Annotated in this window: 21 protein-coding genes; 10 read left to right on the top strand and 11 right to left on the bottom strand. The window is 34.8% G+C overall.

The annotated features are described in order from the left end of the window. Nucleotides 1-86: 86 nt before the first annotated feature. From H603_RS0110985 to H603_RS0110975, 3 genes are all read right to left on the bottom strand, one after another. Nucleotides 87-623, bottom strand: coding sequence for a hypothetical protein (locus tag H603_RS0110985; protein ID WP_026708652.1), 537 nt, complete (start codon nucleotides 621-623; stop codon nucleotides 87-89). A 47-nt stretch (nucleotides 624-670) separates the two neighbouring features. Next, on the bottom strand, nucleotides 671-1309 hold the full coding sequence (locus H603_RS0110980; RefSeq protein ID WP_026708651.1) for a peroxiredoxin: 639 nt from the start codon (nucleotides 1307-1309) through the stop codon (nucleotides 671-673). A 102-nt stretch (nucleotides 1310-1411) separates the two neighbouring features. Further along, nucleotides 1412-2320, bottom strand: a complete 909-nt coding sequence (locus H603_RS0110975) for an AEC family transporter (RefSeq protein ID WP_026708650.1) — start codon at nucleotides 2318-2320, stop codon at nucleotides 1412-1414. A gap of 212 nt (nucleotides 2321-2532) precedes the next feature. Between H603_RS0110975 and meaB the strand changes: the two genes are divergently transcribed. Beyond that, nucleotides 2533-3618 carry a methylmalonyl Co-A mutase-associated GTPase MeaB gene (gene meaB, locus H603_RS0110970; RefSeq protein WP_026708649.1) on the top strand — a complete coding sequence of 362 codons (1086 nt, stop codon included), beginning with the start codon at nucleotides 2533-2535 and terminating at the stop codon, nucleotides 3616-3618. Nucleotides 3619-3620: 2 nt separating this feature from the next. Here the strand turns inward: meaB and H603_RS0110965 are convergent, their stop codons facing one another. Together H603_RS0110965 and H603_RS0110960 are read right to left on the bottom strand one after the other, a co-directional pair. Continuing rightward, entirely contained in the window at nucleotides 3621-3851 is a 231-nt protein-coding gene (locus tag H603_RS0110965; protein WP_026708648.1) for a hypothetical protein, read from the bottom strand. Between the two features lie 146 nt (nucleotides 3852-3997). Beyond that, a complete protein-coding gene (locus H603_RS0110960) occupies nucleotides 3998-5407 on the bottom strand; it encodes an MATE family efflux transporter (protein WP_026708647.1) in 1410 nt (469 codons plus the stop codon). A 222-nt stretch (nucleotides 5408-5629) separates the two neighbouring features. Here H603_RS0110960 and H603_RS0110955 point away from each other — a divergent pair, with 222 nt between their 5' ends. The 3 genes from H603_RS0110955 to H603_RS0110945 all read left to right on the top strand — a co-directional run bounded on the left by H603_RS0110955 (nucleotide 5630) and on the right by H603_RS0110945 (nucleotide 9523). Next, a complete protein-coding gene (locus H603_RS0110955) occupies nucleotides 5630-6199 on the top strand; it encodes a hypothetical protein (protein ID WP_026708646.1) in 570 nt (189 codons plus the stop codon). 390 nt (nucleotides 6200-6589) lie between these two features. After that, complete coding sequence (locus H603_RS0110950; RefSeq protein WP_035675892.1) at nucleotides 6590-7330, top strand: DUF72 domain-containing protein; 741 nt, start codon at nucleotides 6590-6592, stop codon at nucleotides 7328-7330. A gap of 42 nt (nucleotides 7331-7372) precedes the next feature. Continuing rightward, entirely contained in the window at nucleotides 7373-9523 is a 2151-nt protein-coding gene (locus tag H603_RS0110945; RefSeq protein WP_026708644.1) for a catalase, read from the top strand. 57 nt (nucleotides 9524-9580) lie between these two features. Here H603_RS0110945 and H603_RS0110940 read toward each other — a convergent pair whose 3' ends face one another. The 3 genes from H603_RS0110940 to H603_RS0110930 form a co-directional block, all read right to left on the bottom strand. Further along, the gene (locus H603_RS0110940; RefSeq protein WP_026708643.1) at nucleotides 9581-11338 is read right to left on the bottom strand and encodes a cytochrome-c peroxidase; all 1758 of its coding nucleotides are present in this window, start codon (nucleotides 11336-11338) and stop codon (nucleotides 9581-9583) included. 91 nt (nucleotides 11339-11429) lie between these two features. Then, a complete protein-coding gene (locus tag H603_RS0110935) occupies nucleotides 11430-12872 on the bottom strand; it encodes a PhoX family protein (RefSeq protein ID WP_026708642.1) in 1443 nt (480 codons plus the stop codon). Between the two features lie 126 nt (nucleotides 12873-12998). Next, nucleotides 12999-13880, bottom strand: a complete 882-nt coding sequence (locus H603_RS0110930; protein WP_026708641.1) for a PPK2 family polyphosphate kinase — start codon at nucleotides 13878-13880, stop codon at nucleotides 12999-13001. A gap of 211 nt (nucleotides 13881-14091) precedes the next feature. Between H603_RS0110930 and H603_RS0110925 the strand changes: the two genes are divergently transcribed. The 4 genes from H603_RS0110925 to H603_RS0110910 all read left to right on the top strand — a co-directional run bounded on the left by H603_RS0110925 (nucleotide 14092) and on the right by H603_RS0110910 (nucleotide 18656). After that, on the top strand, nucleotides 14092-14928 hold the full coding sequence (locus H603_RS0110925) for a DUF6929 family protein (protein WP_026708640.1): 837 nt from the start codon (nucleotides 14092-14094) through the stop codon (nucleotides 14926-14928). A 111-nt stretch (nucleotides 14929-15039) separates the two neighbouring features. Continuing rightward, nucleotides 15040-15540 carry an RNA polymerase sigma factor gene (locus H603_RS0110920; protein ID WP_026708639.1) on the top strand — a complete coding sequence of 167 codons (501 nt, stop codon included), beginning with the start codon at nucleotides 15040-15042 and terminating at the stop codon, nucleotides 15538-15540. 2 nt (nucleotides 15541-15542) lie between these two features. Then, on the top strand, nucleotides 15543-16472 hold the full coding sequence (locus H603_RS0110915; protein ID WP_026708638.1) for a hypothetical protein: 930 nt from the start codon (nucleotides 15543-15545) through the stop codon (nucleotides 16470-16472). A gap of 39 nt (nucleotides 16473-16511) precedes the next feature. After that, on the top strand, nucleotides 16512-18656 hold the full coding sequence (locus H603_RS0110910; RefSeq protein WP_026708637.1) for a vWA domain-containing protein: 2145 nt from the start codon (nucleotides 16512-16514) through the stop codon (nucleotides 18654-18656). Nucleotides 18657-18737: 81 nt separating this feature from the next. Here H603_RS0110910 and H603_RS0110905 read toward each other — a convergent pair whose 3' ends face one another. Further along, complete coding sequence (locus tag H603_RS0110905; RefSeq protein WP_026708636.1) at nucleotides 18738-19625, bottom strand: L,D-transpeptidase; 888 nt, start codon at nucleotides 19623-19625, stop codon at nucleotides 18738-18740. A 288-nt stretch (nucleotides 19626-19913) separates the two neighbouring features. Between H603_RS0110905 and H603_RS0110900 the strand changes: the two genes are divergently transcribed. Next, nucleotides 19914-20630, top strand: coding sequence for a 3-ketoacyl-ACP reductase (locus tag H603_RS0110900; protein WP_026708635.1), 717 nt, complete (start codon nucleotides 19914-19916; stop codon nucleotides 20628-20630). A gap of 173 nt (nucleotides 20631-20803) precedes the next feature. On the opposite strand, the gene H603_RS0110895 is transcribed toward H603_RS0110900, so the two are convergent. Then, a complete protein-coding gene (locus tag H603_RS0110895) occupies nucleotides 20804-21253 on the bottom strand; it encodes a hypothetical protein (protein ID WP_157510427.1) in 450 nt (149 codons plus the stop codon). 177 nt (nucleotides 21254-21430) lie between these two features. Next, on the bottom strand, nucleotides 21431-22759 hold the full coding sequence (gene mtaB / locus H603_RS0110890; RefSeq protein WP_026708633.1) for a tRNA (N(6)-L-threonylcarbamoyladenosine(37)-C(2))-methylthiotransferase MtaB: 1329 nt from the start codon (nucleotides 22757-22759) through the stop codon (nucleotides 21431-21433). Nucleotides 22760-22846: 87 nt separating this feature from the next. On the opposite strand from mtaB, the gene H603_RS0110885 reads away from it, so the two are divergent. Then, nucleotides 22847-24451, top strand: a complete 1605-nt coding sequence (locus H603_RS0110885; protein ID WP_026708632.1) for an ABC transporter substrate-binding protein — start codon at nucleotides 22847-22849, stop codon at nucleotides 24449-24451. Nucleotides 24452-24490 lie beyond the last annotated feature (39 nt).

Raw genomic sequence — 24490 nt, 5'->3', positions numbered from 1 at the left:
TTTTATACTGCGCCTTTTTTACTTTTAAATAAAATCAGAGTGTATCTTGACACTTCTTAATTAATCTTGAGGAACACTTATAAACACTAAATATTTAATTGAGGCAATGTAAAATTTTCACTTGCTAGATCTCTTATTAAAATTAAATCTTTTTTCTTAATCTTATCTACTAATTTTGTTTTTCGATAGCAATTACCATTACTTAAATCTAATTTCAGTCCACTCTGAAGTTCATGTGCATGAGGATTGGATGGAAATGGATCCAAATCGTTCATATGTATAAGCCATATCAAACCTTTTGATTTTATTTTGGTCTTTGTATTAAATAACAATCCCTCTACTAGTATGTCTCTACCACTTTCAATCTTATTGTATATCGTTCGAAAGTCGAATGTCATTAAAAGCTTTTTAGCTTCTTGATATGTTATTTCTAAATCCCAAAAATCAAGTTGATTTTCCCAATTAAGTTGATTTTCCAAACAAAGATAAAGAGCGTCAAAAATATCGATTCGAGAAATAGCTCTTCCATTGATAACTGAAAAATGCTCTGATAAATTATTTAAAATTAAATCTAAATTATTAATTTTCTTAAACGTGATATTTACTTCTTCACTATTATTCATAAATCATATTCTTAAAAGAACTTACAGAATTAGATATTTGTAATGACCTATTTGTTTGGTTGCGGCGTCATTCTTAGATAAGATTTAATACCTGTAAATCCTTTTGGGAATTTTGAAGGAATGTCTTCGTCTTTTATCGACGGAGAAATCACTACATCTTCACCATCTTTCCAGTTTGCTGGAGTAGCCACGCTATAATTTGCCGTTAACTGTAAACTATCAATCACGCGTAGTAATTCATCAAAATTCCTACCTGTAGATGCCGGATAAGTCAAAATAAGCTTGACTTTTTTATCAGGTGAAATAATAAACACTGAACGTACAGTAAAAGTATCGTCAGCGTTGGGATGAATCATATCATAAAGGTTAGCCACTTCTTTAGATTCATCAGCAATAATTGGGTACTGTAAAGTCACGTTTTGTGTCTCTTCAATATCTTTAATCCACTTGTGGTGAGACTCAACTCCATCCACACTTAATGCGATTACCTTTGTATTTCGTTTTTGAAACTCAGGATAGTAGTTTGCTACCGTTCCTAATTCAGTTGTACATACTGGTGTGAAATCTGATGGATGTGAAAATAAAACACCCCAAGAATCTCCTAACCAATCGTAAAATTTTATATGTCCTAATGTTGTCTCTGCTTCAAAATTTGGAGCTGTATCTCCCAGTCTTAATGTTGCCATAATTGTGCTTTTTAATTCTTATTAAAGTTACTTAAAAAAAAGCGAATCGATAATGATACAAGTCATAAATAAAACCAAAAACAGCCTCTAATCGAAATTGAATTAATGCACAATAAAGTACCAAAATATTAAAGTGATAAAAGAAGCAGGAATTCCAAAACCAATCATCATACTACTCAATCGTGGTTTTAAACCGTGATCAGAAGCCAAGATACAGGCTGTGATCATAGGTGCCATAGCCGCTTCTAAAATAGCTACTTCGATAATTTGAGATTTTTGATTCAAGATCAAGACATAAATAATATAGATAATGGCTGGAGTTAAAATCAACTTGTATAATAAACCTAGTCCTAGAAATTTCCAGTGTTGGCTTCTAGTTTCGAACCTTAATTGCAGTCCTACAGAAATTAGCGCTAGCGGTGTTACGCCACTACCTAGAAACTGCAATCCTTCTTGAAAATTCAATACAAAATCGTAATCAGCTACATTCATGATGCATGCCAGTGCAAAGGTTAAAAACGGCGGAAAGAGCAGAATCTTTTTGGCTATTTGGCCGCCACTTTGATCTCCTTTCGAATATAATGTAGCTACGAGAATCCCTAATGTTGATAACACTACGAACGATCCAGGTTGGTCCACCAAAATGGCCGTCTTCATTCCCTCATCTCCATACAAAGCTTGGATTATTGGATATCCTAAAAAAGAGGTATTTCCTAATCCAGCAGTAATTATCAAACAACCAGTTAACTTTTTTGACCAACCATACTTTTTTCCGAGAAATCGAAATAATAAAAATGACCCTGCAAAAGCAATCCAAGCCACACTTATAGGATAGAGTAATTTATTATCCCAATGAATTTTAGGAATATAATACAACGCCAATGCAGGCAAGCAAAAATAAATCACTATCTTATTTAGCTTTTTATATACTTTAGTCACCGGAAATCCCTTGACACGTTGCAGTATTAAACCAACGGCGAGGTATAAAAATATGAGGAGAATATTGTTCATAATATGTTATTGTAACAAAAATACTGTTTCTACGCTTATCTCTATTATTAAAAATTGGGTTAACAAAAATAATTTTAGTATTTCACCCTCTTCTACGCTTAACAAAGTTGATGCTGTTTTTCTATGCTATTTGCACAGGTTTGCAGTCTTTTTAAAGTTGGTTTTTGAAACTGTTTTGGTTTTGATTACTTTTACTTTTCAAAACGACTACTTTGGACGATAAAAACAATCTTAACTCTGCCTTAAGCGAAAAAGCTGGAATTTCTGCCCCTGAAATAATCAGTGCTACTGTAGTACAAAATATTCAAAAATTTAGGAAGGTTCAACCATCTGCTGCCAATTTAGTTAGAGGAATATTATCTGGAAATATAAGTGATTTGAGTAGGGCAATCACCTTAGTAGAGAGCACTAATCCAGAGCATTTAGCGAAAGCAAACGAGGTTATAAATGCATGCTTATTGCATGCAAATAAATCGGTAAGAATAGGAATTACCGGTGTTCCTGGAGTAGGGAAAAGTACTTTTATCGAATCGTTTGGAAGCCACTTAACTAACTTAGGAAAAAAAGTTGCCGTACTCGCTGTCGATCCCAGTAGCACCATTTCACATGGAAGCATTTTAGGAGATAAAACCCGTATGGAGGAACTAGTAAAAGATCCAGATGCTTACATTAGGCCATCGGCTTCAGGAGATACATTGGGCGGCGTTGCTAGAAAAACACGTGAAACAATCACCTTGTGTGAAGCATGTGGGTTTGATACCATTATCATTGAGACCGTAGGTGTGGGACAAAGTGAGACCGCAGTACACAGTATGGTCGACTTTTTTTTACTACTAAAAATTGCTGGTGCAGGCGACGAACTGCAAGGTATCAAACGGGGCATTATGGAAATGGCCGATGCTATAGTCATAAACAAAGCCGACGGTGATAACATTAGAAAAGCTAAACTAGCGAAAACAGAATTCAATAGAGCTTTACATTTATTTCCTGCTAAAAAATCAGGCTGGACAGCAACCACGGCAACTTGTAGCGCTGTTACCGGAGACGGTATCCCAGAGGTTTGGGAGACGATCTCTAAGTTTCTCCAACTCACAAATGACAACAATTACTTTAATAATAAACGAGCAGAACAAAATGAATACTGGTTGCTTGAAACAATAAACGAACGCTTAAAATTGAATTTTTATAATAATGTCGAAATTCAAGCATTACTGGAATCAACTAAAAAAGCGGTGCAGAAAGATAAAATATCACCTTTTGCAGCCGCTCAAATATTATTAGAAAAATACTTTAAATAAGTTTATTCTTTCTCGTAAAGTTCCATTTCTCTATCGTAGAAAGCATTTGCTGCTTCGATCAAACTTTCCATTTCAGTGTTTAATTCAGCTTCATCAAGGTCTTCTGCTTCTTCAATAAATTCTACTTCATCATCTTTTAGATTAATGATAAATCTAGGATAATCAAGGTGGATGATGAAAATATCATCCGGGAAATCAGTATTATCTCCAAGTAAAAATTTAGGTAATTCCATTTTGTATTATTTATAAATTGATGTCTTCTAATTTTATTTTGTTCGAAAGCGCCGTAAAAACAAAGAACCGAATAAACTTTTAAAAAATCTACTTCTGCATTCGAATAATTGTCTTTGTAAGCCGCTATCGATACACTGCATAATTTTTAAATCACAAACTCATCTGCTAAAGGTTGTGGCGCGGGATTTTCGATAATTAATCTTTTTGTTAATTTATTGAATCGAATGTATAAAAATATAGCCGCGGTAGTTAGTCCTGCAAGCAAACCAATCCAAATTCCTGCAGCTCCTAATGTAGTGTAAATCCCAAGATATACTGATGTAGGAAAACCTACTACCCAATAGGCAATAAAGGTAATGTACATAGGCAGTTTTACATCTTGTAAACCACGTAACGCCCCTAAGAAAACGACTTGAATTCCGTCTGAAATTTGGAACACGGCGGCAACAATTAATAACTGTGCAGCAATCGCGACAACCTCAGTATTTGCAGCTAAATCATTTACATTATCCATATCGATGAATAACGCAGGCAACTGTTTGTGAAATAATATAAAGATGAGTGCAAACAAAGTCTCTAATAAAATAGCAACAAGAAAGATCGAAATAGCTACCACTCTAAGCTGTTTATAATCACCAAGACCTTTTTGGTTCCCCACTCTAATCGTTGCCGCAACACTTAATCCCATGGCAAACATGAAAGTAAATGAGGCCAAACTCAGCGCGATTTGATTGGCCGCTTGATTTGTAATTCCTAATCTTCCTGACAACCATACAGCAGCAGTAAACAATCCCACTTCAAAAAACATTTGCATCGCCGATGGTGCTCCTAGGTTAATGATTTTTAAATTTACTTCCTTCTTAATTTTTTTAATTGAAAACCCTTCAAAGAAAGGATGGAATTTCACCATGTTTTTCATTTGGAAGTGCATGTAGCCTAGCATAACAAAACGAGATACAATTGTCCCTATAGCAGCACCTACAATTCCTAATTCTGGAAAAATCCATATTCCGTAAATAAAAAGATAATTTAAAAATACGTTTACTACATTCCCAAGAATCGTTGCCCACATCGAAATTTTAGTCTCGCTCATTCCATCAGCAAATTGCTTGTACCCTTGAAATATAATTAAAGGGATTAATGAAAAAGCGACAATATCTAAGTAAGGTTTGGCTAGGTCAACGACATTTTCAGGTTGCCCCATGAAACTTATGATAGGTTTTGATAAGAAAATAACCGTAAACAATAGCACTCCTAGAATCGTACACAAATAAAGTCCATGATGAAAAGCACTACGCCCCTCAGCTACACTTTTTCTACCATCAGCTTGCGCCGCCAGTGGAGTAATCGCAGTTGAAAAGCCGATACCTAATGACATAGCAATAAACACAAAGCTATTTCCTAAAGAAACTGCAGCAAGTTCTGTAGGTCCCAACTTACCTACCATAATATTATCTACAATCCCTACAATTGTATGTCCTAACATTCCTAATATAATAGGATATGCGAGACGCAAATTATACGAAAATTCCTTTGTATATGTTTCTAAATTCAATTTATCATTTTTTTAAGGCACAAATATAAATAGAAGCTTTTGATTACACTATTTTATAGTAAGCAACCTAGCGTTATTATTATGAAGAGAATAAATATTACATAACAAATGCCCATAATAGTATAACATTCTACAGGAGGTCACGTTCTAAATTTGCCACTGTCACCTAAACGAAAAATGAGCTGTGGTGGCAACCAATTAAAATAACAAAAATTAATTTACATGAAAACTACAACAAAAATTAAAACTCTATTAGTATTAGCTATTTCAGCATTTTTCTCTAATGCATCTTCTGCACAAGATACCGCTGCATCAAACTATGATCAAGGATTCCGTTTAGGAATTGGAGCTAACGTAGGTTACGCTGTTAATGATCCTTATAAATTAGCTGTAGGTGGAGATGTGAGATTACAATATGATTTGTCTCAAAAATACTCTTTAACATTAACTACAGGATACACAAACTTATTTGTGAGCAAAGGTGATGCATTTCCTGGTGAAACAGAAGGTAAAGATTTAGGATTTATTCCTGCAAAAGCGGGTTTCAAAGCTTTCGTTTTAGGTGATTCATTCTATGTAATGGGTGAAGCTGGAGCTGCATTTGCAGTGTCTAATGGATACCATCAAACATCATTATTACTTTCTCCAAGTATTGGGTATGCAACTAAATACGTTGATGTATCAGTTCACTACGAGCACTACAATGATTTCAGAAAAATGAATAATGGTTTAGCTGATGGAAGAGGTGTTGGGCAAGTAGGAGTTCGTTTAGCTTACGGATTCAAACTATAAAAATATATTCTAGGTAATTGATTTTATCTACTATTTAAATGGCAGTATTAGGAGCAATCCTAGTACTGCTTTTTTATTGTAATAAATTTAGTCAATTTTCAATCAATCGGTTTATTCAATTAGCAAAAAGCAGCATCATAGCACATTGAAATACAAGTTATTATATCATAACATATTATAATAATCCCATAAAATATTCGCTTGTAATCTTCTTAATTTTACGCGTAGCAATTATAAGTTACCACAATTTACACTTCTATTTATTATCAAATATAAGGGCTTGTAAATGATTTTTTTTTCGAAAATATATCTTCTGACAATTAGATTAAATTCAAAAATTACAATCAAGTGGGTACTCCGCACGCAATCTTAGCTTTTTAATTTCAAGCAATGGAAAAAATTATCAAAATTGGATGTTCTAGTTATTATAATAAAAAATGGGTTTCTGTTTTTTATCCAGAAGAACTCCCTTCAAAAGAATGGTTCAATCACTACAGCCAGCATTTCGATAGTTTCGAAATCAATGCCACATTTTATAAATTTCCAACGGCAAAAATTATGGAAAACTGGTACAATAGAAGTCCGAGTAATTTCATTTACTCTGTCAAAGTACCGAAAGAAATCACCCATCTTAAAAAACTAAAAGATTGTGAGGAACGCATAAGCGAATTCTACACTCTTTGTAAGGAAGGTTTAAAAGAGAAACTGGGTTGTATTTTATTTCAGTTCCCTCCTAGTTACACCTTCACGCCTGAAAATTTATATAGCGTACTTAGAAACTTGAATGCCACTTTTGATAATGTGGTAGAATTTCGTCATGAAAGTTGGTGGAATGACGAAGTGATTCACAAACTTACGAGTAGAAACATCTCGTTTTGTAGTGTAAGTCATCCTAGTTTACCACAACATATTGTGACGCAATCACCTATTCAATATCTACGACTACACGGAAACAAGCAATTATTTTATTCGAAATATACTGAGAAAGAGATTGACTTTATAAAGTACCAATTAGAACTACACGAAAACAAGAAAAAGGCTTTCATCTATTTTAATAATACTGCAAGTGAAGCAGGAATTATTAATGCACAAATGATGAAAGATCTCGTACATAAAAAAGCAACTAGTTAAGTGGAGACACTATAGTAAAAAACAACAATTAAACAAACTATCATGAAAGACAAAGCAAACAAACCACAAGAACCTTCTAATGCCAAATTAGAGGATTTAAAAAGAAACACCACCGAGTCTACTGATCAATTAATGAACACTGATCAAGGGCTGTTGATCAACGATGACACTAACTCACTTAAAGCGGGAAGCCGCGGTCCATCACTTTTAGAAGATTTTATTTTAAGAGAAAAAATTACTCATTTTGATCATGAGCGCATCCCTGAAAGAATTGTTCATGCAAGAGGTTCGGCGGCGCATGGTTACTTTGAAGTATATGAATCTATGGAGAAGTATACAAAAGCAGGCTTTTTACAGGATCCAAAGATCAAAACGCCAGTCTTTACCCGTTTCTCTACAGTAGCAGGATCGAGAGGTTCGACTGATTTAGCAAGAGACGTTCGTGGCTTCTCTGTGAAGTTTTATACTAAAGAAGGAAATTACGACCTTGTGGGAAACAACATGCCTGTTTTCTTTATCCAAGATGCAATTAAATTCCCTGATTTAATTCACGCAGTAAAACCAGAACCGCACAACGAAATTCCGCAAGCTGCGTCAGCACACGATACTTTTTGGGATTTTATTTCTTTGATGCCAGAGTCTATGCACCATGTAATGTGGGCCATGTCTGACCGTGCTATTCCTAGAAGTTTACGTATGATGGAAGGTTTTGGTGTCCATACCTTCCGTTTCATCAATGCACAAAACGAATCTCATTTTGTAAAGTTTCATTGGAAACCAAAATTAGGAATTCACGGTGTATTATGGGATGAAGCTCAAAAAATATCGGGTAAAAACTCTGATTTTCACCGTCAAGATTTATGGGAAGCTATTGAAAATGGAAATTTCCCGGAGTGGGAATTGGGTGTGCAATTAATTCCTGAAGCTGACGAACACAAATTTGATTTTGATTTACTAGATCCTACAAAATTAGTTCCTGAAGAATTAGTACCTGTGATGAAAATTGGTCGCATGGTTTTAAATAGAAATCCAGACAACTTTTTTGCCGAAACAGAACAAGTAGCTTTTCACCCAGGACATATTGTTCCTGGAATCGATTTTACAAATGACCCACTTTTACAAGGACGTTTGTTCTCCTACACGGATACACAGCTTTCAAGATTAGGTAGTCCTAATTTTCACGAAATACCAATTAATAGATCGATAAACGAAGTTCATAACAACCAGCGCGACGGCCATATGCGTCAGCAAATTAATCCAGGTCGTACTAGTTACCATCCTAATTCATTAGGTGGTGGTTGTCCTTTTCAAGCAAAAGCTGATCAAGGTGGATTTGAAAGTTTTAACGAAAGAATTGACGCGCACAAAGTGAGAGAAAGAAGTAAAAGTTTTTCTGACCACTTTAGTCAAGCAACACTTTTCTTTAATAGTATGACTGCTGTAGAACAGAATCATATTATCAAAGCATTCCGTTTTGAATTAGGAAAAGTAGACACCGAAGAAATTCGTGTGCGTATGCTAGGTTTCTTGTCTATTGTTGACGAGACCTTGGCTAAGAAAGTTGCTGAAGGTTTGGGAATGGAAGTACCAAAATCTCCACAAAAACCTTTAAACCATGGTGTTTCTGCAGATCCAAATCCAGATCAAGAAACGGTAATTAAAAAACCAAGTGTGGCTAGTTCTGATGCTTTAAGCATGTTGAAAAGTAAAGAAAACAACGATACCATCGAAACGAGACAAGTGGCATTCATTTGTACTGATGGTGTGAACGAAGAAGCACTAAACAGTATGAAAAAAGCATTGGAAGATAAAGGTGCTATGGCAAAAATTATTGCACCTCATCTAGGAACAATTAAAACAGACAAGGGAACCGAAATCCCTGTTGATCAAAGTTTGCTAATCGCAGCTTCGGTATTGTTTGACAGTGTTTATATTCCGGCAAATGCCCAGTTTGATTTTAAAGACAATACACCAGATGTGATTGAGTTTATCAATGAATCGTACAAACATTGTAAAGTGATTGGTTTTGGCGAAAACATAAAAGACTTTATCAAGGAAACTATGATTCCATTAGATGATAAAAAAAATAAAGACAACGGAATTATCATCAGTAAAAATGATAATAGCAATGCTCAAGAATATATTTCTGCATTGGCACAACACCGTTTTTGGGAACGTGAACCAAAAGCATAATTATAAAACCAAAAAGGCTCTGAATCACTTCAGAGCCTTTTTTTTTTGGGAAATAAATTACTTAATATCAGTAAGTGTTTTCATGAAAGCAATCAACTGCTTTTTTTCTAAATCACTTAAATTTAGCTTGTCTGTGGGTAGCGTTTGATTTTCTAAATTGAATCCGAGACCTGCTCCTCCACCTTCTTCATAAAAATCAATCACTTCTTCTAATGTTTGATAAACGCCGTTGTGCATGTATGGCGCCGTTAAAGTGATGTTTCTAATTGTTGGCGTTTTAAAGGAGTTTTTATGCATTGGAGCATTCGAAATTAAAAATTTTCCTAAGTCGCCATCTAGTTTGCCGCTTTTATCAGGAACTCCTAGTACTTCACTTTCAGATCTATCAAAATGTGGTGGAGCAGTTCCGTTTGTCAAAGGAATAAAATGACAGCTGGCACATTTAGCTTTACCTGCAAAAAGATTAAAACCTGCCTTTTCATCTGCCGTAAAAGTAGTTTCGGCACGCATGTATCTATCAAACTTAGCGTCGTAATTACTTAACGAACGAATATATGATCCCAATGCATTTTTTATCTCAAAGGCGCTTATTTGTTTCTTTGGAAATGCACTTTTAAATTTGGCTACATAAACTTTATTTTTCTTAATTTCCAGCGCTGCCGCATCCATATCGCCGTGCATTTCTTCTTCATTTGTAATCACGGCTACCGCTTGATCTTCTAGATAATTGACACGAGAATCACCAAAAAATGTTCTTTGAAAAGCAATGTTACTCAATGTAGGCGTGTTTCTTTTTACATACGCTTTTCCGTTAAACGAGGTTGCTTTTTCTAATCCATCGGTAAAGGCTTTGTCTTCATGATGACAGGAAGCACACGATCTACTATTATCACCGGATAAAATAGGATCGTTAAACAACATTTTACCTAAGGCAATTTTCTCAGGAGTTGTTTTATAATCTAGAAATCCTGAAAAAGCTTCAGCATCAAAAGCATTTTTTTCGAATAAGGTAGCGGCATTTGTCTTTAAACCACGTACCTCATCAAAAACAGGAATATTTAATGTTAATTGCGCTTGATACAACCCGCGACTCAAAGGATTCCCCACATTCAAAATAAAAGCTGCACGATCAAAATGATCAAAGTTGGTGTTACTCTTCGCACTTTTAATTCCGTTTTCAATTAACTTTGATAGTTTCTTTCCTTCTTCGCTTTCATTATCATAAACAGTATAATAACGCTGAATGGTCTGCAAAGCGGGGATAACTTCTGGGATGGAATTGTTAGCCACTGGCGAATCAAACCCAGTAATTCCTAAAGTAATAATTCTAAAAACCTCTAATCGCATGGCATCAAAAACATGGGAATCAGTCAAGGTGTTTGTCTTGGCTATAGAGGCAATACGTTTTAAATTTGCTGTTAGAATTCCTATTTGTTTTAAAAGTTCTTCTTTTGACTGCGTTTCATAAGTAGGAAACAATAGCTCTTCTATCACCTGAAAACCTTCCGGAGCAATCACTTTGCCATCGTTTTCTTCAAATTCCGGAATTGCAGGTCCGTTTACTGCTTTAGTCACTGATGGAAAATAATATTCGCTAAGCAATTCAATTGTTTTATACTGCTCGTGCGCTTTGAGAAATTGTTGTTGTAATTGTAACTGACTTTGATTAGACGAGATTCCTTTTTGCAATAGCGAAACCTCTTTTAGGACCAACTCAATATCTGCTTTAAAAAGCGCATTGATTTGGACTGATTTTTCCTCTTTTTGACAAGAGAACATAACAAACAATAAAAATAAAGGAAAGTATTTTTTCATAATATGTACTACAACTAGCGGTTTTTATATAAACCAAAAGCCCCGGTTTCAATCAAGAAACCGTAGGCCTTATTTTTTAATATAAGATTGATTATCTAGCTAATCCTTTGATCAAAACAATTTGACTTGCTTGATTTTCATTAGGACGACCTGATCCTCCATCTACTCCCTTGTACTTATCTCCTGTCCAGGTGTGTGGTTGTACACTTAATAAAAAAGTATCATCAATTCCTAATTGCTCTGATACATCTATTAAAGCACCGTATTCCCATTCTCCAAAACCTGATGTTCCACCCACATTGTATTTTGCAGCATCAGCAGCAGTACGACGGTGATCTAATTCAAATACTACTTTCAACTGTTTTGTAGCAATGTTGTATTGATAAATGTAACCATCATGTGTTTCATCACCATAACCGTTAGCATCTTCTTGTACATATACATAGTTTTTAGTCACACATATATTATCAGGATTCTGGAATTTACCTGCAATTCCTGTACGATCATCTCCGTCTAATAAAACTTGTAATGTTCCTTTAAGTGGATCATTTGCATTTAAGTTTAATTTGTACACTCTACCGTATTTTGTTCTAGAAGCATCAGCATTTGTTCCTGATGTATTTTGACCTGTTACGTTAAAGTAGATTTCGCGATCAGCATCTTTGCCCCCTTTGCGGTAATCTAAATCCTCTACACGACCAAATTTAATCGCTTTCAAAGTATTTACCGAAGCATTGATTTGAGCTCCTGTTAAAGTGGTATGGTTTAAGATTTTAACAAATGAAACTTCGTAGTTTTGATTAGCAACCATGTCTTTCTCTCTCTGGTTGTCATCGTTTCTTTTCATCATATATAGCGATCCATTAGCAAGGTCACCTACTTTGTCAGCAACATACATAAATAATTGACCTCCATAAGTTCCAGAGTCATCATCCCCAATAACAATAACTGTTTTACCCGCAAACGCAGTGGCTTTTAATGGCAACGCATTCTCAGCACTTAAACGTCCTAAACCTGGCAATTCTCTAGAAACACCATTAGTTCCTGCATCTGCATAAGGATCTAATCCATGCGTGCGTGATTCTTGACCAGATTCACCACATGTTAAATACAACGGTCCAAAACCGTGTTCAGCAGGTGTTGCCATTGTAGCACCACACAACCTCCACGTTCCTCCATTTGAGTTCAACAAATATTCTCCTTTTACAGGTTTGAATGTTTTATCTAGTGTAATTCTTGATACCGAGAAATTATCTTCATTATTCACTAAGAAAGTAAACGTACCATCGGCATTTTTCAATAATCCAGATCCATCTGCTGATCCTCCAAATACAAAATTAGGACTTGCTGGTAAAACATCATCAGAGCTTATCAAAGAGAATAATTCTAAATTTTCAAATCCTGCTTTCTTTTTTAATAAAACTGGAGTGGTAGATTGTTCAGCTAATACTACTTCAGTTTTTGCTGTTGCGTCTTCATTGTTACACGAAATCAACGTTGATAAAAATAACAACGGAAGAATAATTTTTTTCATTTGGTTTGTTTTTGAGTTCGATGCAAAGAAACATACCCAACTTTAACAAGACACAAACAACAGATTATTAAAATGTAAATAAAATAGCGCAAAACAATCTAATTTAAATAATTTCTTAACCTTGTATTATTCTTCTTTCGCTAATTGCTCTTTATATTCTTCAATATTCTTTTTTACTTTCTCATCTAGTTCTGGCTCCTGAATATCAGTGTATTGTTTCATCTCTTGCCATATAATTTCTGCCACAATATAACGCGCCATATCCTTATCATCTGAAGGGATTATGTACCAAGGCGCATTTTCAGTAGCCGTGCTGTTAATTGCTTCTTCATAATATTTCATATAATCATCCCAGCGTTCTCTCTCTTTCAAATCTCCTACAGAAAATTTCCAGTTATGATCCTCTTTCTCAAGTCTTCTTAAGAGACGTTTGCGTTGTTCATTTTTACTCAAATGAAAATAAAATTTCATCACAATTGTACCGTTTTGAGTAATGTGCTTCTCAAAATTATTGATTTGTTCCATACGGTTGTCCCAAAACTGTGGCTTGATATCGTCTACACTTTCTATTCCAGGCAAATTTTCGTTTAAGATATATTCGGGATGCACACGAGTCACTAATACATTTTCGTAGTGCGTTCGATTAAAAATTGCAAACTTCCCTTTCTCTGGCAAAGCAAGATAATGTCTCCATAAATAATCATGCTCTAGCTCAGTAGAATTTGGAGTCTTAAAACTACTCACCACCACACCACGCGGATTAAACTCTTTAAAAACTTCACGTATCAAACTATCCTTACCCGAGGTATCCATTCCTTGCAAACAAATCAAAACTCCATAACGATTGTGCGCATACATTACATCTTGCAATTCGCTCAATTTTTCACGCACGCCGTCTAATTTATCTTCTTTAGCATCATCACTTGCATCTACATCTAATTCTGTGGGTATATCAGCTAATTTAATAGGTGCAACAACCTTAAAATTCTTTGGATCTATTGATTTCATAGTATATAAATTATTAATTAAAGTAAATATAGTATTTTTGTGTAGCAATTTCCAGCTTTACATTGCAATAGATTTTTGTTAAAATGCAATTTTATTTGTGACTGCAGGAGCTTCTTTTAGTCGCTCTGCATTCCCTATAAAAAAAGCATTTCACTGCAATCTATTTTCATTTCAATCTGGGCTAAGCTCCCTGCATTCAACATCTTCTTCCATGAAAAAATTCACACTCGAGTTAGTATTTCACATTATAGGTATTGGCTCTGCTTCAGGTTTATTTTATCAAAATGATCTTTTATACCTTATAGGTGATAACAGCAGCTATCTATATGAGTACAATGTAAAAAATAGCAATCTTGCAAAATATCCTTTGCTACAAAACCCTGCTGATAATATTGAAAAAATCAGCAAGCCTGATTTTGAATCCATAACGCATTACCAAGATAGTTTATACATTTTTGGATCAGGGTCTACTAGTAATCGCAACCGCATGATTGAATTTAGCCTCCTCAAAAAAGAAAAAATTCAAACAAATAACATGGTCGATATTTATGCCATCATGCAAAGCTTTGCCAGTATCAAGGAAACCTACTTTAATCTTGAGGGAGCTAGTTACGATGGTGAATTTTGGTACTTTTTTAATAGAGGTACTAATGATTCTAATAAAAATACTGTGCTCACCTTAAAAGCAAAAAAACTAGATCAAGAGTTTGCTTTGATGTCTAACGATTACAAACTACCCAAATTAAAAGGTGTTCGCACTTCATTCACAGATGGATTAATTGTGGGTGACAAACTGTATTTTCTTGCCGCTGCCGAAAACACTAAATCAACCTACGAAGATGGTGAAATTTTAGGAAGCATCATTGGTCGCATCGATATTGAATCTATGAAAATTGATTTCACTAAGACTATTTCGACAACAAATAAGTTTGAAGGATTGACAGTCTACAAGCAAGACGGCAAACAAATCACGTTTTTACTATGCGAGGACAAGGATAATAACGAAAATGAAAGTGATATTTTCAAGCTAACGCTGGACTTAAAATAAAATATTTTAAAAAAAACAGCATAGGCTCCCAACCTTTTTATCTTTTTTGCTCTCTTTACTATTAAAGACTTTATTGTGGTAAACGAAAATCTAATAATAGCTTGCAAGAAAATGCACCGCGACTCGCAGCGCCAAGTGTATGAAGATATGGCACCTAAACTTTACCGTACCTGCAAACGGTATTTAAAAAAGGAAGAAGAAATTGAAGAAGTGCTTGCCGATGCATTCTATACTATTTTCACAAAGCTCGATCAACTTAAAGAATTAGGAGCTTTTGAAGCTTGGGCTAGAAAAATCACCGTAAACCACTGCCTAGCAAACATAAAAAAGAACACTAATTTCAATATGTATCTTGATGATATCGCATCAATTTCACAACCATTTACTGATGAAGTAACCAATCTTGAAGAGGAAGACCTGCTTAATTTACTAAACCACATTCCAGAGGGATGCAAAACTATTTTTAACCTCTTTGTTATAGAAGGTTATGGCCATAAGGAAATAGCCTTGATGCTTAACATTTCTGAAGGCACTTCAAAATCACAACTGAATGCCGCTAAAACAAAGTTGAAGGATTTAGTAAATAATTTGTATTACCAAAAACTGAAATAGTCATGGACAATCAAGATAAAATATTCGATAAAATAAAAAATGCTTCTCAAAAAGCAGAGACCATGGATTTTCCTGGAATGGAGAAAGTATGGGCGAGAGTAGACGAGAAACTCGATAAAAAAGCGCTAAAAACAAAGAACAAACTTTGGAAAAAAATAGCAATTGCGGCATCTGTATTATTGTTGCTATCTGTAGCATATCAATTTACTCAACCAACAAACGAACTAAAAACTACAAAGAACAATGTTGTCGTTATAGATAGCGTCATAAAAAAGACACCGCATCCTAAAGTACCTGTGGTTACTAACGCCACGATTGATACCGTAAAAATAAATAGCGTACTTAAGAGTACACGTATTGTTTCAAATCAAGTAGTAAATCCTCAAAAAAGTGAGGCCATTGTAATGGAAGAAATTACTGCTCCTGAAGTGGTTGAGCAAATTGAAGATAAAAAATCATACAATAAAGAAACTCTTAAAAAATCTGCAAGTCAGTTTCGCTCCGGAGCCATATATGATGCCAGATCTGTTAGCCACGCAACTGCAAAAAATAATAGCACATTGCAAACAGAGTTGGTACAGTCACAAGCTGCTGCATCCCCCTTAGTAGTTATTGATGGGCAAGCATTATCTAGTAAAAAAAGTAGAAACTTGGGTAGTTCAGGAGCAGAAATAGCTTCGAATTTAAAAAAGGATAATATCGAATCAATACTGGTTTTAAAAGAACCTTTGTATATTATCAATGATGTTGAATACAGTGAGGAGGACTTATTTGGTGCTAATCCTACAAGTCCGTACGCACCGTTGAACAAGCAGGAAATTCAAACAATTAATATTCTTCAAAACGATGAAGCCATAGCTAAATATGGTGACAAAGGAAAAAAAGGAGTTGTCATTATTACCACTAAAAATCGAAAACCAGTAGGTAAATAACTCCTAAAAAACAGTACTAACATTTTAAATATTACGATCATGAAAAGCCAAAAACTTATTTCATTAGCCATTGCTATGCTTTTTTCTATCCTAAGTTTTGGACAAGAAAAAACAATTACAGGAGTTGTAACCGATGGAACTGCGCCTCTAGCAGCTGTTCGCATCCTAGTAAAAAATACTAAGAAAGAAACACAAACAAATTTTGACGGGAAGTATTCTATCCTTGCTAAAAAAGGCGACCAACTCGTCTTTAGCTATATTGGAATGGAAACGAAAATAGTTAGAGTTGGCACCTCAAATACGATCAATATAGTACTAAATAGTCAATCAGCGACCTTAAATGAAATAGTAGTCGTAGGATACGCGGCTAAAGAGCAAAAAGCAACTACAGCTTCTATTTCAAAAATGCACAGTCCCAATGCAAATTATATTGGTTCAAACACAAGAGCATTACAAGGCACAGTGGCTGGAATCTCGATTAGTCCATCAAATAACTATGCAAACACTACTATTCGAGGCATTGCTTCAATTTCTAACAATGAGCCGTTATATATCTTAGACGGGGTGCCTGTAAGCAAAGAAGTCATAGATCAATTAGACTCTAAAACGATTAATAATGTTACAGTAAAAAAAGGAAGCACAGCAACTGCTCTTTATGGAGCAAAAGCTAGCGGTGGCGTCATCATTATGATCACTAATAACAGTGTACAGCAAACTCTTTCTAAAAAAGAATTTGATGAAAAACTAGCACTATTAAATGTAAGGCAACAACAACCAATAACTGTTGATAACGAAGATTATGAGAGCTTTATCGAAAATCAATTTGAAACGCCTAAAACAGCACCGTTGTCTACATTTTCTATAGATGTTGACAATGCTTCTTACACTAATATTAGACGTTTTATAAACAATGGTCAAACCGTTCCTAAAGATGCCGTGCGTATTGAGGAAATGATGAACTTTTTTAAATACAACTATCCACAGCCCAAGGACGGTAATCCATTTTCTATTAATACAGAATACAGTGATTGTCCTTGGAATGCAAAACACCAATTATTAAAAATTGGTTTGCAAGGAAAAATCATTCCTACCGAGGATTTACCCGCATCAAATATGGTTTTTTTAATAGATGTATCAGGTTCGATGGGACAAAGCAATAAATTGCCGTTACTAAAACAGTCCATGAAAATATTAGTGAACGAACTAAGAAAAGATGATAAAGTGGCGATTGTTGTTTACGCTGGAGCAGCTGGTTTAGTGTTGCCCCCTACTTCTGGTGATGACAAAGCCACTATCATAAACGCATTAGAAAACTTAAATGCTGGGGGAAGCACCGCTGGTGGAGCTGGGATAGAATTAGCCTATAAAATTGCACATGAAAACTTTATAAAAGACGGAAACAACAGGGTGATTCTAGCCACTGATGGAGATTTTAACGTGGGAAGTGCTGCTAATACTGATATGCAAACCTTAATTGAAGAGAAAAGAAAAACTGGAGTATTTTTGACTTGCCTAGGTTACGGAATGGGAAATTACAAAGACAGTAAAATGGAAATACTTGCTAACAAAGGGAATGGAAACTATGCTTACATTGACAATATGCAGGAAGCCAACCGCTTTTTAAGCAAAGAATTTAAAGGTTCGATGTTTGCTATCGCTAAAGATGTCAAAATCCAAATAGAGTTTAATACAAAGCACGTGCAATCTTACCGATTAATAGGTTATGAAAACAGAAAATTACGTCCCGAAGATTTTAAAAATGATGCTATTGATGCAGGAGAATTAGGTAGTGGTCATACTGTAACAGCTCTGTACGAAATAATTCCGACTGGAGTCGAAAGTGACTTTAGCCAACCTGAATTAAAATATACAGCAGTAAAAAATGATACTAGTGTCTACAGTGATGAATTGGCAACGATAAAATTTAGATATAAAAAACCTGATGGTGACAAAAGTATTGAACTTGTTCAGGTTATTGCAAATAAATCCACTGCGATTTCAAAAGCATCTGATGATTTAAAGTTTAGTGCAGCAGTGGCTTGGTTCGGCTTGAAATTGAGGGATTCTAAATTGATTTCGAATAAATCTTCCAAAGATATTATAACACTTGCCAAACAAGGATTATCAAATGATCCAGAAGGCTATAAAGCTGAATTTATCAGATTAGTAGAAGCCGTCAAGTAGAAAAGTCACTTTTACTACTTAAGCTATTTCGTTTTTAAGCATAAAAAAGCTCCTTTTCTCAAAGGAGCTTTTTTATGTAAATTATTTTGATTGACTCACAAATGACATTCTATTTTTTTGTTCTTTCATGATGTTTTCCATAAATGGATTTACCACTTTATCAATTTCCTCTTCAGAGATTGCTAAAGCTTTTGGTGATTTAACTACTTGCAACCATGGTTTTTTACCATCAAAATCATAAGTTCCAAAAACTACTACCGGTGTTCCTTTTACTTTTACAGTTTCCTTATCTGCTAATTCCCATTGATCTGCAAATTCGTATAAATATTTTGCATCACGTTCTTGTAATCTCAAACAAGAGTGAGAGGCTGGATATCCTGGTAGGCTGTACTGGTGAAAACCAACTCCCAATTTATTTTCGATATTAAAGTTCCACTTTAAATCCCACTCATCATTGAAAGTACTTGTAGTCTCCTCAGCTTTCCAGTTGGTAAAAAACAAACCTGTTGGAGTTGGATCTTTTTTTCTACCCATATTCGTTGGTCCCGTGTGCATCAAATGTCCGTTTGCGTATGCTGCAAATGTTTGCGTTGGATACGAAAAGAAAATTATTTTTTTAACCTCTTTTAAACTTGCTACTTCTAGTGGAAATGGCAAGTAGTAAGCCAAATCTCCTGCAGCATCATCGGCAACTACAATTGAATCTAAACTTTTTAAATTAGCAGCATCAGTTCTGTTAAGAGCATATGCTACGCGCAATTGCAAACTATCTTTTTGGATTTTTTGTAACCAATCGCTAGTTTTCACCATACGATACGATACTACTTTTGGTTCTACTCTCTCAGGAGCTGCAACCTCTTCTGTTGTTGTTTCATCAGGCACGATGACTTTGTCGGTTTCTTTAGCCTCTTTACATGAGGTAACTAAAGCGACTAATAAAATATTTAAAATAAGAATTGACTTTTTCATAATGGGTGTTTTTCTATACTGTAAAAGTCATTCATTTTTTGATACTAGAGCTTACACGATTATCCTTAAAAGTTATTTTATTTAAAGGTTTTAATTAGGCACTTCTATATTTGATAAATATAAATTGAATCAAAATACCAATTAATCATTTTCTAAAACTAAAGTCAATTTTAAACAATTATACTGGCAATAACTGTCGTATTATTTATTATTAATTTCACTTTTGTATGACACATAAAAAATTCTAAAACATTAACTTTGCTATGAACAATTCAAATTAAAAACAACATGAACGACTTAAAAAATAAAAACGCATTAATAACAGGAGCCGGAAAAGGTATTGGAAAAGCCATTGCATTAGCGTTAGCTAAAGAAGGTGTCAACGTTGTTCTAGTGTCAAGAACAGCTGATGATATTGAAAAACTAGCTACTAAGATTAGATCATTGCGCGTGAAAGCACTAGCAATTACTGCAGACGTATCTGACATTACTTCAATTGACCAAGCTGTTGCAAAAGCATTAGAAGAATTTGGCTCTATCGACATTTTAATTAATAATGCTGGTATAGCTGCTTTTGGAAAATTCTTGGAATTAGAACCAACAGAGTGGGAACGCATCATCAAGGTGAACTTAATGGGAACTTATTATGCAACTCGTGCTGTATTGCCTAATATGATCGAAAGACAAACTGGTGATATCATCAACATTTCGTCTACAGCAGGACAGAGAGGAAACGCGTTGACAAGTGCTTATAGTGCTTCTAAATTTGCTGTATTAGGTTTAACTGAATCATTGATGCAAGAAGTTAGAAAACACAACATACGTGTGACTGCTTTAACACCAAGTACTGTTGCTACTGAGATGGCAAAGGATTTAAAATTAACTGATGGAAATCCTGACAATGTAATGCAGGCTGAAGATGTTGCCGAGCTAGTTATTGCGCAGTTAAAACTAAACCGTCGCGTGTTTATTAAAGAATCTGGAATTTGGTCTACAAATCCATAATACTGCATTTTCTTAGGTCTGCAAAGACAACCAAAATAAAAACCATTAAGAGACGAAGTCCGTTAAGCTTAAAGCTTAATTATCTTGATCTTTTAATGGTTTAAATATTTTATTGCTAATCGCAATAAATAGTAACTGATTGAAAACTACATAGGGATATTAGAACTGAAATATTATTTTTCTTCTAATACTGTCTCTTCAACTTCTTCAATTTGAATTTCTTTTTTTGCTTTTGCTGCAGCACGAGCCGCTTTTTCTGCTTTTGCTACTTCCTTTTCAGCTTTTCTTTGCGCTTTCTCAGCAGACGCTTGTGCTTTCTCAGCAGATGCCTTTGCTTTCTGAGCTGATTCAGCTGCTTTCTCTGATTTGGCTGCTAATTTAGCTGCATTCTTCTCTGCTTTTATAAGTGCTTTTGCAGCACGCGCTTCCTTAGCTTTCTTGCGTTTTTCTGCTTTGAGTTCTTTCTTAATAGTAGCGGCTTCCGCTTTGGTAGGCTCTACTTCTGCTTTATCGCTCTTTAATAATTGGCTCTCTTTTTTCGGACTTTCTTGAGCAACTGCCGTTGAGCTATAAGCCATTGATAAAAATAAGACAGCAATACAAGTCGATAATAAATTTTTCATAATTGTTTTTCTTTATTTAATTAATAATAGCCAATATCATACCACATTATCCACCCTCACCTGCTAATAGATTAAATGGTGAGGATTTAAATCATTGGATAAATGAAATAGGACATTAAAAAAAGCCTCACAACCTGTGAGACCTTAGTTATTTAAATTTTGTTTATAGCTGAAAGCTTAAACTAAGGTGGCTATAAATTCTAATCTCACACTTCCATCTTCATCAATTTTAGTCAAATTAATAGGATGTAAAGTATTTACTAATTCTGGATTCCAAGGAGTTTTTACTTTTACATAATTCTCTGTAAAGCCATGAATGTATCCCTCTTTATTTTCGCTTTCGAATAAAACTGTTCTGTTTGTACCTAACTGACTTTCATAAAAAGCACGACGCTTTTTTACAGATAAACTACGCATCATCTTACTACGTTTAGCACGTACATTTGCTGGCACAACTCCACCCATATTTGCGGCTTCGGTATTGTCTCTTTCAGAGTATGTGAATACATGTAAATAAGAAATATCCATATCATTTAAGAAGTGGTAAGTCTCTAGAAAATGCTCGTCTGTTTCACCAGGAAAACCTACAATAACATCGACACCTATACAAGCGTGTGGCATTACTTCTTTAATTTTATTGACACGTTCCGTGTACACTTCACGTTGGTAGCGGCGTTTCATTAATTTTAAAATGTCATTACTCCCAGATTGCAATGGGATGTGAAAATGCGGAACAAAAGTTCTACTTTTCGAAACAAATTCTATAGTCTCATTCTTAAGTAAATTAGGTTCTATTGACGAAATTCTTAATCGTTCAATTCCCTCTACTTTATCTAACGCTTGTACTAATTCAAGAAAAGTATGCTCGTGCTTTTTGTTTCCAAATTCCCCCTTACCATAATCACCTATATTGACACCCGTAAGTACAATTTCTTTGATATCTTGCTTTGAGATTTCGTAAGCATTTTTCAAAACATTTTCTAATTCGTCACTTCTAGAAATTCCTCTGGCTAATGGAATCGTACAATACGTACATTTATAATCGCAACCATCTTGCACTTTCAAGAAAGCACGGGTGCGATCACCTATAGAATACGAACCAACATAGAAATCGGCATCTGCAATCTCGCATGAATGCACTTCACCCATGTCGTTTTTACTTAGATCATTGATATAATCTGTAATTTTGAATTTCTCAGTAGCTCCAAGAACCAAATCCACACCATCAACTGCTGCTAATTCTTCAGGCTTTAATTGTGCATAGCAACCTACTGCTGCGACAAAAGCTTGGTTATTTAATTTCATTGCTTTTTTAACCACTTGCTTGAACTGCTTATCAGCATTTTCAGTTACTGAACAGGTATTAATAACATACATATCAGCAACTTCTTCAAAGTCAACACGGTCAAAACCTTCGTCTTGAAAATTTCGGGCAATAGTAGATGTCTCTGAAAAATTCAGTTTGCATCCAAGCGTATAAAAGGCAACTTTTTTTCTGTTTTCCATAGGGATAAACTACGTTTTAAGTAGTAACTTATTATATTTACATCTTTGTAAAAAGAGTTTGCAAATTTACGTACAATATTCTTTATAATGAAATCAATAAGCAGCTATCTATCAGTAATTTGTATTGTATTAACATTTGTTTCTTGTGGAAAAGACCGCGAGCAAATAGATGATAAGCTGGTTTTTAGATACAATGAAAGTTCGAATATTACGTCCCTTGACCCTGCTTTTTCAAAAGTACAATCTAATATTTGGGCCTGTAATCATCTCTACAACGGCTTAGTACAACTTGACGACAGTTTACATATAAAACCCGATATAGCAAAATCTTGGACTATCAGTCAAGATGCGATGACCTATACTTTTACTCTTCGAAAAGATGTCTATTTTCAAAAACACTCCCTGTTGGGAACAGACAGTACACGTGCGGTAAATGCTTCCGATTTTGAATACAGCTTACAGAGACTTAAGGATGAAAAAGTAGCGTCTCCAGGAGGCTGGGTATTACAAAATGTGGCCAATTTTAAAGCAACGACTGACAGTACATTCGAAATTAAATTAGCAAAACCATTTCCTGCATTTTTAGGTTTAATGACTATGAAATATGCCTCAGTGGTCCCTAAAGAAGTTGTCGAACACTATGGCACTGATTTTAGGTCACACCCTGTAGGTACAGGCCCTTTCCAATTTAAATTATGGGAAGAAAATGTAAAACTAGTGCTCAGAAAAAACCCGCTATATTTTGAAAAAGACAGCGAAGGAAATCGATTGCCTCACCTGGAAGCGGTAGCCATCACTTTTTTACCAGACAAACAAAGTGGTTTTTTACAATTCATACAAGGCAAACTTGATTTCACGTCAGGACTAGACCCATCATATAAAGATGAAATACTGACACAAGTTGGCGATTTGCAACCTAAATATAAAGAGGATGTAAATTTAATTACTGGACCTTATTTAAATACAGAGTATTTAGGTTTTAGAATGGACGGATCAAATAAAGCTGTTTTAGACAAGCGCATTCGACAAGCTATGAACTACGGTTTTGACCGCCAAAAAATGATTACATATTTACGTAATAACATGGGAACTGCTGCTGTAAACGGAATGATTCCCATGGGCCTACCAAGTTTTAGTAATGCTACTGGATATTCATACAATGTTCAAAAAGCAAAAGACTTAATAGCTGAATATAAAAAAGCAACTGGGGATAAAAAGCCCGTAATTCAATTGAGTACAAATGCATCCTATGTAGATATTGGGGAATTTTTACAACGCGAATGGCAAAAAATAGGCTTAGATGTGCAAGTTGATATCAGTCCGCCTTCTACTTTAAGACAATCGATAGCGACAGGAAAAGTAGCGTTCTTTAGAGCAAGTTGGATCGCAGATTATCCAGATGCAGAAAATTACCTTTCATTATTTTACAGTAAAAATTTCTCTCCTGGCGGACCCAATTACACCCACTTTAAAAATGATGAATTTGATCGCTTGTATGAATTAGCTTTTAAGGAAACTAACAACGAAAAGAGATACTTATTATATCAAAAAATGGATGCAATTATCATTAATGAAGCACCCGTGATTCCTTTATTTTATGATAAAGTAGCTCGTTTTACTCGTAAAAATATTTCGGGTTTGGGTATGAATCCGCTCAACCTACTGCAATTAAAAAACGTAGTTAAAAATTAAATAAAAACGCTCCTTATTTTCAAGCTATCTTGACTAAAT

The sequence above is a fragment of the Flavobacterium frigidarium DSM 17623 genome, from assembly GCF_000425505.1.
Taxonomy (GTDB): domain Bacteria; phylum Bacteroidota; class Bacteroidia; order Flavobacteriales; family Flavobacteriaceae; genus Flavobacterium; species Flavobacterium frigidarium.
This window is presented reverse-complemented; position numbering and strand designations above follow the sequence as displayed.